15 protein-coding genes are annotated in these 17,308 nt (G+C 48.1%); 8 read left to right on the top strand and 7 right to left on the bottom strand.

Annotated features, from left to right (window positions below; genetic code table 11):
• The first annotated feature begins 27 nt into the window (after positions 1 to 27).
• Together NST33_RS12470 and NST33_RS12475 are read left to right on the top strand one after the other, a co-directional pair.
• A complete protein-coding gene (locus tag NST33_RS12470) occupies positions 28 to 771 on the top strand; it encodes a GTP pyrophosphokinase family protein (protein ID WP_036608962.1) in 744 nt (247 codons plus the stop codon).
• 6 nt (positions 772 to 777) lie between these two features.
• Positions 778 to 2,001, top strand: a complete 1,224-nt coding sequence (locus NST33_RS12475) for a multidrug effflux MFS transporter (RefSeq protein ID WP_339308037.1) — start codon at positions 778 to 780, stop codon at positions 1,999 to 2,001.
• Between the two features lie 150 nt (positions 2,002 to 2,151).
• Here NST33_RS12475 and NST33_RS12480 read toward each other — a convergent pair whose 3' ends face one another.
• The gene (locus tag NST33_RS12480; protein ID WP_221824908.1) at positions 2,152 to 2,760 is read right to left on the bottom strand and encodes a hypothetical protein; all 609 of its coding nucleotides are present in this window, start codon (positions 2,758 to 2,760) and stop codon (positions 2,152 to 2,154) included.
• 261 nt (positions 2,761 to 3,021) lie between these two features.
• On the opposite strand from NST33_RS12480, the gene NST33_RS12485 reads away from it, so the two are divergent.
• The 6 genes from NST33_RS12485 to NST33_RS12510 all read left to right on the top strand — a co-directional run bounded on the left by NST33_RS12485 (position 3,022) and on the right by NST33_RS12510 (position 11,134).
• Entirely contained in the window at positions 3,022 to 4,020 is a 999-nt protein-coding gene (locus NST33_RS12485; protein ID WP_221824906.1) for an ABC transporter substrate-binding protein, read from the top strand.
• A 166-nt stretch (positions 4,021 to 4,186) separates the two neighbouring features.
• The gene (locus tag NST33_RS12490; protein WP_221824905.1) at positions 4,187 to 4,807 is read left to right on the top strand and encodes a flavin reductase family protein; all 621 of its coding nucleotides are present in this window, start codon (positions 4,187 to 4,189) and stop codon (positions 4,805 to 4,807) included.
• 229 nt (positions 4,808 to 5,036) lie between these two features.
• Entirely contained in the window at positions 5,037 to 6,233 is a 1,197-nt protein-coding gene (locus NST33_RS12495) for a type III polyketide synthase (protein WP_339308041.1), read from the top strand.
• Positions 6,234 to 6,304: 71 nt separating this feature from the next.
• Positions 6,305 to 8,551, top strand: coding sequence for an MMPL family transporter (locus NST33_RS12500; RefSeq protein WP_339308043.1), 2,247 nt, complete (start codon positions 6,305 to 6,307; stop codon positions 8,549 to 8,551).
• A gap of 191 nt (positions 8,552 to 8,742) precedes the next feature.
• The gene (locus NST33_RS12505) at positions 8,743 to 9,762 is read left to right on the top strand and encodes an alpha/beta hydrolase family protein (RefSeq protein ID WP_339184483.1); all 1,020 of its coding nucleotides are present in this window, start codon (positions 8,743 to 8,745) and stop codon (positions 9,760 to 9,762) included.
• A 256-nt stretch (positions 9,763 to 10,018) separates the two neighbouring features.
• Positions 10,019 to 11,134: a GDSL-type esterase/lipase family protein gene (locus NST33_RS12510; protein WP_339185387.1), complete on the top strand. Its 1,116-nt coding sequence runs from the start codon at positions 10,019 to 10,021 to the stop codon at positions 11,132 to 11,134.
• Between the two features lie 134 nt (positions 11,135 to 11,268).
• Here the strand turns inward: NST33_RS12510 and mnhG are convergent, their stop codons facing one another.
• The 6 genes from mnhG to NST33_RS12540 are packed head-to-tail and all read right to left on the bottom strand — an operon-like array spanning position 11,269 to position 17,177.
• On the bottom strand, positions 11,269 to 11,661 hold the full coding sequence (gene mnhG, locus NST33_RS12515; RefSeq protein ID WP_221824897.1) for a monovalent cation/H(+) antiporter subunit G: 393 nt from the start codon (positions 11,659 to 11,661) through the stop codon (positions 11,269 to 11,271).
• Complete coding sequence (locus tag NST33_RS12520; RefSeq protein WP_017688855.1) at positions 11,645 to 11,929, bottom strand: Na(+)/H(+) antiporter subunit F1; 285 nt, start codon at positions 11,927 to 11,929, stop codon at positions 11,645 to 11,647. The genes mnhG and NST33_RS12520 overlap by 17 nt, the downstream gene beginning before the upstream one ends.
• A complete protein-coding gene (locus NST33_RS12525; protein WP_047842677.1) occupies positions 11,929 to 12,405 on the bottom strand; it encodes a Na+/H+ antiporter subunit E in 477 nt (158 codons plus the stop codon). Before NST33_RS12525 ends, NST33_RS12520 begins: the two co-directional genes overlap by 1 nt.
• A gap of 6 nt (positions 12,406 to 12,411) precedes the next feature.
• Positions 12,412 to 13,890 carry a Na+/H+ antiporter subunit D gene (locus NST33_RS12530; RefSeq protein ID WP_221824895.1) on the bottom strand — a complete coding sequence of 493 codons (1,479 nt, stop codon included), beginning with the start codon at positions 13,888 to 13,890 and terminating at the stop codon, positions 12,412 to 12,414.
• Positions 13,883 to 14,221, bottom strand: a complete 339-nt coding sequence (locus NST33_RS12535; protein WP_036670645.1) for a Na(+)/H(+) antiporter subunit C — start codon at positions 14,219 to 14,221, stop codon at positions 13,883 to 13,885. The genes NST33_RS12530 and NST33_RS12535 overlap by 8 nt, the downstream gene beginning before the upstream one ends.
• A 1-nt stretch (position 14,222) precedes the next feature.
• Complete coding sequence (locus NST33_RS12540; RefSeq protein ID WP_221825196.1) at positions 14,223 to 17,177, bottom strand: Na+/H+ antiporter subunit A; 2,955 nt, start codon at positions 17,175 to 17,177, stop codon at positions 14,223 to 14,225.
• Positions 17,178 to 17,308 lie beyond the last annotated feature (131 nt).

The following is a 17,308-nucleotide window of genomic DNA, read 5'->3' on the forward strand; positions in this document are numbered from 1 at the left end:
GTGCAGAAAGAAAGGGAGAAAGCCATGATGAACGCTCCACATCCAATCGATCAATTCAAGAAATTCAAATATGAAATTACCAGATTTATGATGATCTATAAATTTGCTCTGGATCAAATGGAGACCAAGATTGAAGTCCTGAAGGAAGAATTCCAGTCTTTGCATGATTACAGTCCAATTGAGCATACAAAGTCCAGACTGAAATCTCCTGAGAGCATTATGAATAAGATGTTCCGCAAAAATCATGAGTTAACGTTTGAGAGCATCAAGCAAAATATCAAGGATATCGCCGGGGTACGGATTACATGTTCTTTTATCTCGGATATCTATCGCATTAAGGATATGCTGTGCAACCAGAGTGATCTGCGTGTACTGGAGGTCAAAGACTACATCGAGAATCCAAAGCCAAACGGCTACCAAAGCCTTCACCTTCTGGTGGAAGTGCCTGTGTACATGTCCAATGGTGAGGAACGAGCATGTGTGGAGATTCAGATCCGTACAATCGCGATGGATTTCTGGGCGAGTCTGGAGCATAAGATTTTTTATAAATACAATAAGGATGTTCCCGAGCATTTGACGAGAGAGTTAAAGAGTGCGGCAGATTCGGCAAATGCGCTGGATCAACAGATGGAGCGACTTCACCGGGAAATTCAGGAGATCAAGGACGCGGATAACGAGCGGGATGAAGAAGAATTACGCCGTATTATTATTAACAATCAACAGTTCACACTGCCGTCCAACCTGCTCAAGCTGCTGGGTAGCGGGGAGTAGTATTTGATGAAAAGTACAACAGCTTCATTGAACACGAACTCTACATCTCGTGTACGGATGGCTTTAATTCTGGGGACACTGTCGGCCTTTGGGCCGTTGTCCCTGGATATGTATTTACCCGCGTTGCCCACGCTGGCTGATGAGTTTGGTTCTTCTACTTCGTATGCTCAACTCAGTCTGACGGCTTGTATGATTGGACTTGCGGTTGGACAGTTGCTTGCCGGACCTCTAAGTGATGTACGTGGTCGGCGAACACCGCTCATTGCAGGGCTTGTGCTCTATACGATCGCCTCCATACTTTGCCTGGTTAGCCTGACGATGGGCTCTTTTGTTGTGCTGCGGTTCATTCAAGGAGTAGCTGGAGCGGCAGGGATTGTCATCTCGCGCGCAATCGTCAGAGACGTATATTCGGGCCCAGAACTGACACGGTTCTTCTCTCTGTTAATGCTGATTAACGGCGTAGCCCCGATTGCTGCACCAATCATTGGTGGACAATTGTTGACGTATACGTCGTGGCGCGGCGTATTTATTTTGCTTAGCCTCATCGGTATACTGACGTTGTTGGCTGTCATTTTCGGTCTCGGGGAGACACTGCCTTCCAACCGCAGATCAAGCGGGGGACTGAAGCAGACATTAATTACGTTTCGCCAAATCGCAGGGGATCGTCAGTTTATGGGTTATGCGTTGACCCAGGGTTTCGTAGCGGCTGGCATGTTTGCCTACATATCCGGTTCACCGTTTGTGCTTCAGAAGATATACGGGGTATCCCCGCAAATGTTCAGTGTCTGCTTCGCCATTAACGGACTTGGCATTATTCTGGCCAGTCAGGTTGCTGGCAGACTTGCAGGTAAGGTATCTGAAACCCGGCTGTTAATCGCGGGGCTGCTAATCGCGGCGCTCGGAGGAACTTCACTGCTCATCGCCATTCTGGCCGGAGGTAATCTGATCTCTGTGCTGATTCCGTTATTTCTGGTGGTATCCAGTGTTGGGTTGGTCAATACTGCGTCCTTTGCCTTGGCGATGGCCAATCAGGAGAAATCGGCAGGCAGTGCGTCTGCACTTATTGGTGTGATGACGTTCCTGTTCGGAGGTATTGTCGCTCCCCTCGTAGGTCTTGGGGGAGAAGGAACAGCTGTGCCAATGGGAATCGTTATTGCGTGTGCTGATCTCGGTGCCTTGGTGATTTATTTCCTAATGGTCAGTAGAGGTAGGAAGCGCCAGAACAATTAAGTATTGAGTTAAATGCACTGATTCTGCACAACCTTGCGTTTATGGAGTCTTAATAGTGTAAAGTGACTTTGGGTTAAAAGAACGAAAAAGAGCCTTATTTGGAAGGAATCATGCTTCCAAATGAGGCTCTTGCTGTAGGTAAGGACAGGTTTAACAGAGCGCAAACAAAATCTGTGTATTGGACAGTATACCTGGCGTGAGGAATGGATAGAAGTACCCCACCACAAAACCAAACAGATTAATCGCAGGCCACATCAGGTAGACATCATTGTATGTGAAGACAAGGGACCACCGGTTATAACAAAAGTTGGGCAGCGCACGTTCTTCGTTATCTCGTGGTGCCGCTGCACCAGTCTGTGCAAATTGCACAGCTTGAGTGAGGTTTTGCGGCTGTTGCTGGAGGAAGAGCGGAAGCAGACCCGGGCTGCTTTTGATCAGGTTATACAGAAAAAGCATCTCTGCCGGAGGCTGACCTACCGGACGAGGATAGGCACTAAGCAGGGTGGGCAGGTTTCCTTGAGTCAGTTGCGTAGGTACACCCGGTGCTGTACCCGGGATTGTACCTGGAATGCCTCCGGGGATATACGGACCGGGTACTCCGCCTGGAATGTATGGAGGATAGGAGCCTTGACCGCCAGGTATACCCGGAAACGTCGTACCACCCGGGGTGCCGCCACCGCCACCTCCTGGGAACAGTGGAGGCAATTGAAAGGAACGGTCTTCTCCATAACTTAGATAAGGGTTATATTCGTAATACATGTACAGAACATCCTTCCTGTCGTCGTATTCTGCATTCAGCATATGGCGGCATCTGCCTATATGTGAGTGCCGTCAGAAGATTTTATATGATCAACTCGTCGCATAATCGGATTGACAATTGAACTGATAACAATTATCATTGTCAATGAAATCGGACAAATGTACATACGGATATTATATGTATCAATATTTTTGAACATTAAAATCTGTCACAATAACGCCGAATAAGGTTTTTATAATGAAATGAGAGGGGTTAACAAATTGCTTAAGAAAAATAGAAAGATGATCATGCTTCTGATTACGGTGATGGTTATGTCCATCTGGTTGGCCGCGTGTGGTACAAAAACGGCAGAGAATGGAGCAGCAGGAGAGAGCGATACAACAACGGAGACAGAGACACAAACAGAATCCGCTACAGAGCGCACATTAACAGATGCAATGGGACACGAGGTTACCATCCCGGCTAATCCGGAGCGCATCATCGCCTCTTATCTGGAAGACCATCTTGTTACACTCGGTGTTAAGCCAGCAGCACAATGGGCCATCAACAACGGCAGTGGTTTGCAGGATTATCTGCAAACCGATCTGAATGGCATACCTGGTATTGCAAGTGATCTACCTTTTGAAGCCATGGCCAGTTTCTCACCAGACCTGATTATTATGGGTTCTGAAAGTACAGTTGAAGGGGAGAAATACGAACAGTACAACAAAATTGCCCCTACTTATGTACTCGGAGATGAGGTCAACAAGGACTCGCGTCAGGCTCTGCTCAAGATCGGCGAGCTTCTGAACAAATCGGATGTAGCGCAGAAGGCGCTTGACGATTATGATGCCAAGGCAAAGGAAATCAAAGAAAAAGTAACTGCTGTTACTGGAGGAACAAAGTCGGCCGCAGCGTTGTGGTTGTTCAATAACAAGTTTTATGTTGTAAGCAACAATGTTTCCAGTGGTGAAGTGATGTACAACGAACTTGGACTTGCAGAGCCTAATGTTGTGAAGGAAGCATCTGCGAAGGCAACGGGTAACTGGTCTGAGATTTCATTGGAGAAGATCGCGGAAATGGACGCAGACTATCTATTCCTGGTGAACAGTGACAAGGGAGCAGGCTCAGAAGCGCTGAAAGATGCCGTATGGCAGAGCATTCCTGCTGTAAAGACAGGTAATGTCTTTGAATTCACCCGGTCCAGTAGCTGGTTGTACAGCGGAGTTCAAGCGAACCTTCAAATTATGGAAGACATTCAGAACAGCATTGTTAAATAAGAAATAGTCGGTATGAAAAAACATGTTCCTACTTCCTGGTGCAATCGCACCAGGGAGTTTTTTTGTTAATTCAGCATTTTACGTTATATAATAAATATGAGTGTGTTATCGTGTCCTGAAGTGAAATTGACACTTGTTACACGAGCATGGAAGGGGATATTTACATATGTATACATTGGATCCACGTGAAATAACGGGAAGAGACAATTATAAACTGATGAGTGGTTCGGTGGTACCACGTCCAATTGCTTTTGTGACGACTCGTTCAGATGAGAATGGTGTAATTAATGCGGCGCCGTTTAGTTTCTTTAATGTGGTTAGTTCGGACCCGCCGCTGTTATCCATATCCATTGCACGTAAAGACGGTATCATGAAAGATACTGCACGTAATGTGCTTGCTCATCAAGAACTGGTCGTGCATATCTGTGATGAAGCAATCATAACAGAAGTCAATGAAACAGCAGCCATACTGGAACCCCACGAAAGTGAGCTTGAGCGGACAAAACTTACTACAGTGCCAAGTACCAAGGTTGCTGTGCCAGGAATTCAGGAAGCACTCATTCGGATGGAGTGTGAGCTGTATCAACACATTCCCATCACGAATGATGAGGGCAAACCCGCGAGCGACTTGCTGCTGGTACGTATTGTACAGTATCATTTCAGCGAACAAGTCTATAATCCTGATAAGGGCTATATCCTGATGGATCATTTGAAACCAGTCAGCCGACTGGCGGGTAATGATTATGCCAAGCTTGGGGAGAGATTCACGATAATTCGACCTGAATAGTTCTTACAGACCGAATTTGTAATATATGAATGGGTTCAATCCGGAAGCAAAGGCGGACAGCACGTGCGAAACTCGCATATGTTGTCCGCCTTTGCTTGTTAATATGAACATAAACAGGACAGGGAGTGAATAGACTTGTACTATATCCTGCATGTCATATGAACCTATTTTATATATAGGTTGTTTAAAAAGCCTGCTTTTGAACACGTACTATAAGGGGGTTAAGCCGATGAACCAGCTTGAGGCAAATACTGGGGCAAGTATTATGGGAATAGGAACGGCATGGCCTGCCCACCGTATTGAGCAAAAGGATGTGTCTGCCCGTCTCGCGCAAGCGCTGGAACATGAGCCGGATGCGAGAAGGTGGGCCAAACGGATCTTTAATCAGTGCGGTGTGGAGACTCGTTATACGTGTGAACCGAATCTGCTTGAGCCTGTTGATTCTTGTCGATATTTACCCTTTACCAATGCGGGTGAGGTTCCGACTACATCCGAGCGTATGGGCAAATACAAAGCCGCTGCTGTTCCACTTGGTCTCGCGGCGGCCGGACAGGCCCTTCAGGATGCAGACGTAATCTCCTCGGAAATTACACATCTCATTACGGTGAGTTGCACGGGGCAATTCCTGCCCGGACTTGATGTTCGGCTGATCCAGCAGCTTGAACTGTCACCGCAGATCAACCGGATTCCACTGGTGTTTCAAGGATGTGCAGCCGGTCTGAAGGCGATCCAACTGGCGAATTCAATCGTAACGACAGATCAGAAAGCTACGGTTCTCATCGTGTGTGTGGAACTATGCACACTTCACTTTCAGCCATCTGCCAAACGGGACGACCTGTATGCCGCATCGTTTTTCGGAGACGGAGCCTCTGCCTGTGTTATTGGTGCATCCGGAACAGACCGCCATGAATGTTTTCGATTAGGTCGTGGGCACTCAACGCTGCTCCCGGATTGTGCAGAAGAAATGATCTGGGAAGTGGGCAATACAGGCTTTGATCTCTACCTGTCACCACAGATTCCGAAGCTGCTTGGTTTGCATCTCGGCCCAGAGGTAGAACGGTTGCTGGAGGGGAGCGGTTTCCCGCAAATATGGGCAATCCATCCGGGAGGCAGAGGTATCGTGGATGCCGTTCAGAAGCTGTATCAGTTGACAGATGAGCAGGTCTCCTACAGCCGAAACATCCTGCGGGATTATGGCAACCTGTCGTCCGTGACGATTCTTTTTGTTCTTCAAGCCATCCGCGAGGATTACAGACAGAAGGAAGAGCATTCCAGTGGGATAGCGCTGGCCTTTGGCCCGGGACTGACAGCAGAGTTACTTCCTTTTACATACATCCCTGCCCCCATAGCGAACAGAACACCTGTGAATCATGGCATCCAAAGTTCACGAACCCGAGTGAAGGAGATATACACAGCAAGTGTATGAATGTACTTATGATCTTACCCTTACCGATGAATGTAATCGAATGACTAATCTGATCGCAGAGGAGCTTAGGTATGGGTTATCGCAGACTTGCTGCCTTCATCAGCCGATATCCGCGGTTCATTATTCTCTGCTGGGTATTTATCATCGGGATGTCAGCGGTCTGGGCGTGGAAGTTACCTGACATTGTTCAGGATCACGGATTAAAACGGGTTCACGGGGATGCGCAAGCAGTTGAAGCTGTTCTGGAGGACGAATTCGGATCTCCTGCTGATCCGGTTATTCTGGTGTTTGAGAAAAAGGAAAATACCTCGCCGTTACAGTTCCGGCAGTGGATCAAGGATCGTTTGACACAGGTTCAAGTGTTGCCTGCGGTAACCTCTATCACATCCCCTCTGGATGTTAGTGAAAGAGTGACGCTTCAAGACCATAGGGCATATGCCCTTGTGAAAATGGATGTGCCCGCGCATCAGATGGGTCCCCCACTGGAGCAGCTACGCGCCGTGCTGGCAACAGACGGTCCAGGTACGGTGCAATTGACGGGGAAGGCAGTCGTGCAGCAGGATGTCAATCATCTGAGCTTTCGTGATCTGGAACGGGCAGAGATGGTGGGCCTACCGATTGCCCTGATCGTTTTGTGTTTTGCATTCAGGGGGCTATATGCCGCGTTGATTGCTGTCATGATGGGGATCAGTGCTGTGATTACTGCGATGGGAGTCACGTCACTCCTTGGTCATCATCTGGAATTGTCCAACTTTATCATTAATGTGATTCCCATGGTGGGCATGGCACTGAGTATAGACTTTGCCCTGATCATCCTGAGCAGGTACAGGGAAGAAGTTCAGCGGGCTTATGAAGATGAAGGCGAAGCTAATTTTACGGGCAGTAGCCTGGATATGCAGAGCGAGGTTTTGCGGAGCGAGATTCTTCAGCGAACATTGCGTACAGCAGGCAGAGCAGTGTTGTTCTCGGCAGCTTGCGTGCTCCTTGGGCTATTGGGTCTGCTCTGGATCAGACTGCCAATGTTTCTAAGTGTATCATTGGGGGCCATTATTGTTCTGCTCCTGTCGCTACTGTTAAATGTTACGCTGCTGCCAGCTCTCCTATCACTGTCTGCGGATCGGGTATTCAGGCGAAAGTTAGTCCATTGGTTACCCAGACGCTCGGTATGGCATAGATGGTCAGCAATGGTCATGAAACGACCCGTCAGTATGGCCATTGGAGGTACGGTTGTGCTTCTCCTGTGTGTTTATCCAGTAACCCAGCTGGAACTGTCCGTCCCGGATGCCTCTTCACTGCCAGAGAGAATGGACTCCCGCCAGGCAGCAGAGCAGTTGCAACATGATTTGGGGCAAAAGAATACCTCCACCATCGAGATCGTGATTGGCGGACAGCGGGAACTGTTGACTGCCTCTCACTGGCATTTGGCCCACCACAAAGCCCGTCAACTACTGCAGGACTCAGGCGTATTGAGCATTGTTTCACCATGGGGCCTATTACAGCCGAATCAAACTGGCTCGCAAAGCCTTTTTCAAATTCCACCGTCGGCATTAACTCCTTCCATAGAAGGCAAGGAGTCAGCAAGGACGGCATGGCTGCGTTCAACGGTCTCTGATCACTCCATACGGTTGATAGCCAACGTGTACGGGGAGCCCGGGTCGGAGCAGGTCGCAGACTGGCTGGAACAAATGAGGAATAGCGATCATGCACCAGGTTCCAACAACGTAAAACTACGTTATGGTGGGGAAGCTGCCAAGCAGTATGAAATAATGCAGGAAGTCACAAGTCAACTGCCCAAAGTGCTGGTATTTGTAGTGGTCACCAATTATCTTGTGTTACTGGCGGCATTCCGATCGATGCTCATTCCAATCAAGGCAATTGTGATGAATCTGCTCAGCTTAGCCGCTTCATTTGGCATATTGGTGTGGGTGTTCAATGAAGGACATCTAGGTATGGAGCCGTCAGCTATTGCCATTATGATTCCTGTATTCATTGCAGGACTGGTGTTTGGCATATCCATGGATTATGGTGTGTTTATGCTGAGCCGTATTCAGGAAGTGTATAGACGAACCGGAGACAGTGATGTGGCTGTCCAACAGGGATTGGCTTCCACTGGCCGTCTGGTTACCTCCGCAGCGGCAATTCTGCTTGCGGTGACCGTGCCGTTTGCTTTTGCCGAAGTTGCAGGTGTGAGGCAGTTAGGGATCGGAATCACGGCAGCGGTGTTGATTGACGTTACATTAATCCGTCTAATACTGGTACCAGCATTGATGAAATTAATGGGCAGGTGGAACTGGTGGCTGCCAGGTCAGACGAAATGAAGGGTATTTCCGTAACCTGTCTTCAGGTTGGAGATATCCTTTTTTTGGCTAGAAATCATGTGATTCCATTCAAAACAGGCAAACATGTTCAATTCATGGGTGACCTAGATGTTCTATAATGGATGGGATTAATTCCATACAACAGTCTTTTATCTACGTTATCTTATGAAAAACAGGAGGGACACAGGCCCATGTCTGATATTGAAGCCTATCTACAACAACAAACGAATCTTCGTGGTCGTTCCGCGTATCATGCAGATCAACCCCTGGAGTTATGGTGCAGTCAGTTACGTACTCGTGTGAAAGAGCGGCTGGGCGGTTTTCCAACGATGGCGGCCACACTGAATCCTGTCTTACTGGAGCGCATTACATGTGACGGATATATTCGGGAGCGGATTGAAATCACGACCTATGCAGGACTTCGCATGCCTGTATATTTATTAATTCCGGGTGATGGAAGCGTTACTGATACAAAGAGACCTGCTATTGTTGCTTGTCATGGGCATGGCTACGGTAGCCGAGAGATATCGGGCATGGAACCGGATGGATCGCCACGGACAGGAGAGCCCGGATTACACAAGGACTTTGCAGTAGCTCTTGTGAAGCGTGGATATGTGGTTGCGGCTCCAGAGCTGCTCGGATTTGGTGATCGAAGATTGGAAGAGGACCGCGATGCGCCACCAGGGGTAAGCTCCTGCACGAAGATTGCTGCGCATCTGCTCATGGTGGGGAAGACCCTCGCCGGTCATAGGGTGTATGAAACAACACGTGTATTGGATTATGTATTGACCCGGCCAGAAGTGGATTCGGAGCGAATTGGAAGCATGGGTATCTCGGGTGGTGGGTTGGTGACCGCATTTACAGCCGCGTTGGATGAACGGTTCAGGGCAACTGTAGTAAGTGGTTATGCAAGTACATTCCAGGGCAGCATACTGGATCGGAACCATTGTCTGGACAACTATGTGCCAGGTATCCTGCGTGAAGCGGAGTTGCCGGATCTCATCGGCCTGATTGTGCCTAGGCCACTTTTTGTTGAAGCCGGAAGTGATGATCAGGTGTTCCCAATCCATGCAGCGAGAGAGGCGTATGCCCGTTTGACACACATATATGAGCAGGCGGGAGCATCAGAATCACTGGATGCGGATTTCTTTACAGGTGGACATGAGATTAGCGGTGCGAAGGCTTATGACTGGCTTGATCAAGTGCTGTGAAGCTGAGGCTTATTACCATCTATATAAGTTGAACTAATCATTTACACGATAACGGAGAAGATAGAAAAAACCTGAAAAAGCGAAGCGTTCGCCTTTATCACCGGATTTTCCCTTGAGAAAAGGAAATCGAAAAATCTGGGATAACAGCGATTGGAAGGTTATTCTGTCTTCGTAGTATATTCGAGAGGAGAATTCAGTGATGAAATGGTCAATATCAGTAAAGCTTCTGCTCTGTTTTGTTCTGTTTGCGAGTACAATGGGCATCGGTTTGGGAAGCAGTGGAGGGCAAGTCGCCGAAGCGGCAACGGACAATTACAGATTTGATTTTGGTTCGGGTGCTGTTGAGAGCGGTTACACAGGCGTGTCCGCAGGAGATGCCTATACGCCTACGAAAGGTTATGGCTTCAACACACCTGCACAGATGAGGAATGTGTCTGCCTCAGGAAGCGGGGTTAAGAGTGACGCTGTGCAGTTTCTGACTTACGGCACCAAGAGCACCAATACCTTCAATGTGAATCTGTCCAATGGCCTATATGAAGTTAAAGTGATCCTGGGTAACACCTCCAGAGCGAGTGTAGCTGCAGAAGGTGTGTACCAGATTATTAATATGACGGGCAACGGGGCAACGGACCAATTTCAAGTTCCGGTGACTGACGGGCAATTAAACCTCCTGGTTACGGAAGGAAAGACAGGCACCGCCTTCACACTTAGTGCACTCGAAATCCGAAAGTTATCCAATCAGACCGTTACCAACCGCACAATCTACATTGGTGGTGACTCAACAGTCTGCAATTACTATCCGCTGGGTAGCAGTGTACAAGGAGGTTGGGGACAGCTGTTTCCGTCCTATGTGAACAATTCCACCTTCCAGGTTCGAAATATGGCGGCAAGTGGTCAATTTGCGAGAGGTTTCCGCGATGATGGTCAGATGGAAGCGATTCTGAAGTATATCAAGCCGGGAGATTATTTTATTTTGCAATTCGGAATTAACGATACCAATGCCAAGAATAATACAACGGAGGCACAGTTCAAGGAAATTATGCGGGATATGGTGCGTCAGGCGAAGAACAAAGGAGCAACGGTGATCCTCTCCACGCCTCAGGGCCGGGCAACAGACTTTAATACAGCCAATGTACATCAAGCGGAGAACCGCTGGTACAATCAATCCACACGTGCACTTGCTCAGGAAGAGGGAGTCACCCTTGTTGAACTGAACAAGCTGAGTTCTGCCTATTTCACGTCTATTGGTCCTGCTGCAACACTTGCTCTGTATATGACAGGGGATAGTCTGCATCCGAATCGTCAAGGGGCTGCGGAGCTTGCACGTATTGTGGCTGCGGATCTGAGAAGACAGGGACTGAATGGATTCTGACTTTACTACTTAAACAGTCTGCATAATCACGGCTGATAGGATCCGTGTATGCAAAATAAAAAAAATAACCCCGAGAACAACCCGCGAAACGGGCGGCTGATCCTCGGGGTTATTTGTTATGCCCAGGCTGGGGATTACTCCATCATATCCTTGGCTTCATGGTTCACTTTTTTCCCTTTTAACAAGGGTTCCAATTCATCTTGTACGCTCTGCTCCCACAGGGGTACATCAGTGCGATAGGCGGCCCGTCCGTTCAGATGTCCGGCGACCGGAGCCGTGATGAATACAAACAGGATACCTAACAACAAGCGGGCACTGATATAGTTATCGAAATACCAGAAGTAGAAAAATGTAGCGCTTAATACACAGAACACTCCGAGTGTCATACTTTTGGTTGCGGCATGGGCACGTAGATATACATCAGGCAGACGAATAAGTCCAAATGCGCTGAGTGCACTGAGTAGTGCACCGAGCAGTACGAGTAGACCTATAGCGGTTTCAGTGGCTACTTTAACGATCTCCATCATTTTTGAATACCGCCCCCCGTTCGATATAACGTGCAAATGCCACTGTACTTAGAAAAGCCAAAATGCCAATCAGCAAGATAATATCCAGATAGGCTTGGGTTTGCAGCATCATCGACAGAACGGCAACGATGGCAATCACATTGATACCGATGGTATCCAGTGCCGTGATCCGGTCAGCCATGGATGGTCCCCGAAGCACCCTGTACAAGCAACCCAGAATGGCTAAGGAGAGAATGAGCAATGAGATGAACAACAGCGAGGATAACATTAACGCGTCACCTCCATAATTGCTTTTTCGAATGTATTTTGGATATCATCTCTCATTTTCTGTTCATCCTTGATATCCAGTGCATGAATAAACAGTTTGCGTTGGTTACCCGAGATCTCAAGCGGCAGAGAACCTGGTGTCAATGAGATGAGTAAGCAGAGCAGAGTAACTTCCCAATCCGAGGACAATTGAGTTTTATACGTAAAAATACCGGGCCTTATATCTAACTTTGGCTTGATAATCTGGCGTATAACCTCAATGCTGGCTCGCACCAGTTCCTTGAACAGCAGTGTAATCAGTTTGAAGATGGCCCAGACTCGAACAACATAGAAGCGCTGGGGGAAGAATCTGCGCATCCCCCCGATGAGAAGCAGTCCGAGCAGGTAACCTATGAGAAAACCAACACCATTCCAGGCATTGTTCAGAAACATCCATACAAAAGCAATGATAAGATTCAGTACAATCTGAAAGGCCATAGACATCTACTCCTTCAATACGGCATCAATATAAATATTGGGATGCAGTAGAATATCGCCTGCGCGGGAGGTCAATTGGAACATGCCTTCAGCCCCCACACCCATTACGATGATGAATACAAACAGAATTCCGGCAGGAATCAGAAGGCCGTTCACCGCGTAAGGGCGTCTTGTAACCCCGGCAGGTGGTTCGCCCCAGAACGCTTGTATGAAGATGCGTAGTACCGAATATAACATCAATAAGCTCGAAAGCACCGCAATGCCGGTAAGACCATACAGGCCTGCCTGCAAGCCTCCTTCAAAGAGAAGCAACTTCCCTGGAAATCCACTAAATGGCGGCAAACCTGCCAAGGCAAGTGCGCTGATGAAGAACATCCAGCCGAGCAGCGGATAGCGATGGATCAGCCCGCCCATGTTATCGAGTTTGGATGTTCCGGCAACAGCGATCAAGGCACCGCCGAGCAGGAAGAGCAATGTTTTGATCAACATATCATGCAGCATATAGAAGAGCAGACCTTCCAGTGCAGGGCGACTGGCCGAGGCCATACCAAAAGCGACAAACCCTACACCTGCGACCACGTTGTAGATGAGAATCTTGTTTACATCGCGGTATGAGATCGCACCGATGACACCAAGGACCATCGTTGCACCAGCCATCCATCCGATCAGTGCATGGAAGAAATCCGGATCATGATAGAAGATCAGTGTGAATGTTCGCACAATCGCGTACAAGCCAACCTTGGTTAGCAATCCTGCGAACAATGCAGTGACGACAGCAGGTGGTGCCGCATAAGAGCCCGACAGCCAGAAGAACAGGAACAGTCCGGCCTTGATGCTAAATACGATCAGAAAAAGTACGGCAATCAGGGTAATGACCCCACTTTGTCCCACTTCAGCAATCTTTACAGACAAGTCTGCCATGTTCAGTGTGCCAGTAATGGAGTAGAGGAAGCCGATGGAAGCGACAAACAGTGCTGAAGAAACGATGTTAATCAGGACATATTTGATCGTTTCCCGAAGCTGTCTTTCCGTACCTCCCAATACGATCAGTGCATAAGAAGAGATGAGCATCAGTTCAAAGCTGACAAACAAATTGAACAAATCTCCGGTTAAGAATGAACCGTTAACTCCTGCGATCAGAAAATGAAAGAACGGATAAAAGTGATGCTCTTCCCGCTCCTTGTTCACACTGCGGAACGCATACAGCAGACACGCCAGTGCAATGATGGAAGCGGCAACGACAAGTAGCGCCGAGACCATGTCTGCAACAAGCACAATACCATAGGGAGGTGCCCATCCACCCATATTAAGCGTTAGAACTCCAGTCTGAGCTACCCGCGTAATGAGTATCGTTGAGACCGCTGCTGTAAACAAAAGTCCAATGACACTAATGATCCGCTGGATATTTATTTTTCGGAAAAATAGCAGGGCCAGAACACCTGTAATCAAAGGCAACAGAATGGGCAGAACGACGAGATTATTCATATGGGCGCCCCCTTACTTCTTCCATATCGTCTGTTTTCAGCTTCAGATAAGAACGATAGGAGAGAACAAAGAAGAACGCAGTGAGTCCAAAATTAATAACAATCGAAGTGAGTATCAAAGCCTGAGGAAGAGGATCGACATAACGTTCAGCCATCTCCCCAAGCAGTGGTGGTGCCCCGGTTTTGAGACGTGACATGGTGATCAAGAGCAGATGCACGCCATGGGTTAGTATGGACATGCCTAGTACGATACGGAGCAGGCTCCGCGACAAGATTAAAAAGACGGCAACCGCAAACAGAATGCCAACGGCTACACACATCAATATTTCCATATCAGCGATCCTCCCCGATCTGTAGAATGATGGTCATGGTGACACCCAGGACAGCGAGATACACGCCAAGATCAAATAGCATGGCCGTGGCGAGTTCTGTCTCTCCCAGCAAAGGAAGTTCGAAATAGCCGAAGGTTTGACTTAGGAACGGGACTCCGAATATAAATGAACCCGCACCTGTAAGTAAGGCTATACCCAATCCGATTCCTGTTAGAATACGGAAGTCAACCGGTAACGCTTTGCGTATCGTATCTGTACTGAATGCCAGAGCAATCAATACGAGTGCTGCCGCTGTTACCAAGCCGCCGATGAAACCTCCGCCCGGATTGTGGTGACCTGCAAAGAAGAGGTGCATGGCAAACGTCAGTATGATGAACACAACGACTTTGGTGGTCGTTTGCAGCAATACATCATTACTCTGCAAGGGGACGGTATCCCACGAGGATGAGCTGCGTTCCCGGTTACCATACTTTTTCGTATTGTCCGCTTCATCATCCAGAGCAGGTTCGGAATCCTGTATCTCGTCCTTCTTACGGAACTTCAAGCGGGCTCCGAGGTCTTTCGCTTCGAGGTTCAGATTAATCATGGAGTAGATGGATAATGAAGCAACGCCAAGCACCATAATCTCCAATAACGTATCGAAGCCACGGAAATCTACCAGCAACACGTTCACGACATTTTTACCACCAGCCGAGTCATAAGCTTCCTGAAGGAAAAAGGTAGAAATGCTGTCCAGTGATGCTGTTCCGCTTGCGGCCAGTGCAACAAAAGTCATCACGATTCCGACTGCAATCGCTACGATCATATTTACCGTGAGATAACTGCGGCTTGATTTGCCACGTTGAAGCTCAGGCAGATGGTAGAAGCATAGCAGGAACAATGCAACGGACACCGTCTCAACAATCATCTGTGTCAACGCCAGATCCGGCGCCCGGAAAAGTACAAACAGCAGCGTTACGAGGTAACCAACTGCTCCGGTCATAATGACTGCCGACAGTCTGTTCTTGGCAAAAGGAATCGAAACTGCAGCACCGATGAGCGTGACTAGCAGTACCACCTCATAGAATGAGTAAGGTGCATTGCCCTGCAGATTCCAGGTAATATTTTCACCTGAACGGAAGAAGGCATAGACCAGCAACGCGACCGTGAATGAGAAAATGTAAACGAGATAATTACGAACCGAGCCATTCATATAGGCTTCCGTCCATTTGCGTGCATAATGCTGGAGATTATCCAGTACGACATGGTACATATTGTTAATCGTTAATCCTTGTGGATAGTGCTCATAAATATTCCTCCATCGTGGCAACAGCTTGTAGAGAGTGATTCCGAGAATCACAACTCCGATCGTCATAATCAGTTCCGGAGTCCATCCATGCCACAGGGAGAAATGTACATCGAAGCGCTCATTCCCATTCAAGAGGGATGGGAGCACAGCGGCCATTGCCGGTTCAATCAGTGAACCGGCCAGCAGATTCGGGAAGAGTCCGAATACAATGACAAGAACACCTAGAACAACAGGCGGAATGAGCATGCCAGCGGGCGCTTCGTGCAGCTTCTCGGCAGGGATCTCGCTTTGGCTACGACCGAGGAATGTTTTGAACACGATAATAAGCGCATAGATCAGGGTAAACACACTTGCAAGCCAAGCGAATACCGGCAATAGAATACTCCATGACCCAAGTCCAAAGATTCGTAGATGCGTGACTTCGACCATTGCCTGGAAGAATAACTCCTTGCTCAGGAATCCGTTGAACGGCGGAATACCCGCCATGGCAAGTGAACCGATCAATGCCACGGTGAATGTAATTGGCATGAATGAAGCAAGTCCACCGAGCTTTCGAATGTCACGTGTACCCGTTTCATGATCGACAATGCCTACGACCATAAACAGAGCGGCCTTGAAGGTCGCATGGTTAAACAGGTGAAGCAGCGCAGCGGTTATTGCCACGGTATACATCGCAGAGGATTCGCCATATCCGAAGTAGAGAGCAGCAGATCCAACCCCTAAGAGGGACATGATCAGACCAAGTTGAGAGATGGTTGAATAGGCGAGAATCGCTTTGAGATCGTTTTTTTTCACCGCCAGGAATGATCCATAACACAAAGTCAGAAGACCAACGCCGGTAACGAGCCAGAACCAGAGTCCCTGTCCACCGAAGATTGGTGTAAACCGGGCTACAACGTACAGTCCGGCCTTAACCATGGTGGCTGAGTGAAGATAGGCACTAACAGGTGTCGGAGCTTCCATGGCATCCGGCAGCCAGATATGAAATGGGAACTGAGCTGACTTGGTGAAAGCTCCAATCAGGATCAAGACAAGTGCGGGTAGAAATAATGCGCTCTCCTGAAACTGACCCAATCCTGTAATGGTTGCACGAATACTGAATGTTCCGGTAATGAGATACATCATCATGAATCCGGTAAGCATGGCGAAACCACCAAATACCGTAATCAGGAATGATTTTTGTGCTCCTGAAGTCGAGGCTTTACGTTTGTAATGGAATGCAATCAACAGGAATGACGTAATACTGGTCAATTCCCAGAATCCGTAGAGCACGATCATATTATCAGACAGCACCACGCCCAACATGGCTCCCATGAACATCAACAGATACAGGTAGAAACGGTTCAGCGCTTCTTTCATATCCATGTAGAAGATGGAGTAGAGAACAACGAGGACACCGATTCCGGTGATTAGCAGTGTCAACATGAGGCTCAGACCGTCCAGATACAGATTAAATCCAATGTCCAGTGAAGGAATCCACGGGATATTTCCAGATACGGTATTGCGCTGTGACACAGCGGGTATGAGACTCGCAAAGTATACAAATAATAGTGCCGGGACAAGGAGAACCGGCCATCCCAAATGTTTTTTACGGAAGAAACGATGCAGCATGGCAAGAAAAATGCCAGCGGCAAAAGGCAAAATAACAGCAACATGAAGCAGGCTCAACATTACACCCCCAATGTTTAGTATTTCGATTACTCTCTCTGTGACATACAGGCGCATGATCCTTTGAAGGATATGCTTGCTCTCTATATTCATAACCCAAGTATGTATATACAGAATCGTGTCTATTCTTT

Origin of the sequence: Paenibacillus sp. FSL L8-0435, from assembly GCF_037965655.1 — a bacterium.
GTDB lineage: Bacteria > Bacillota > Bacilli > Paenibacillales > Paenibacillaceae > Paenibacillus.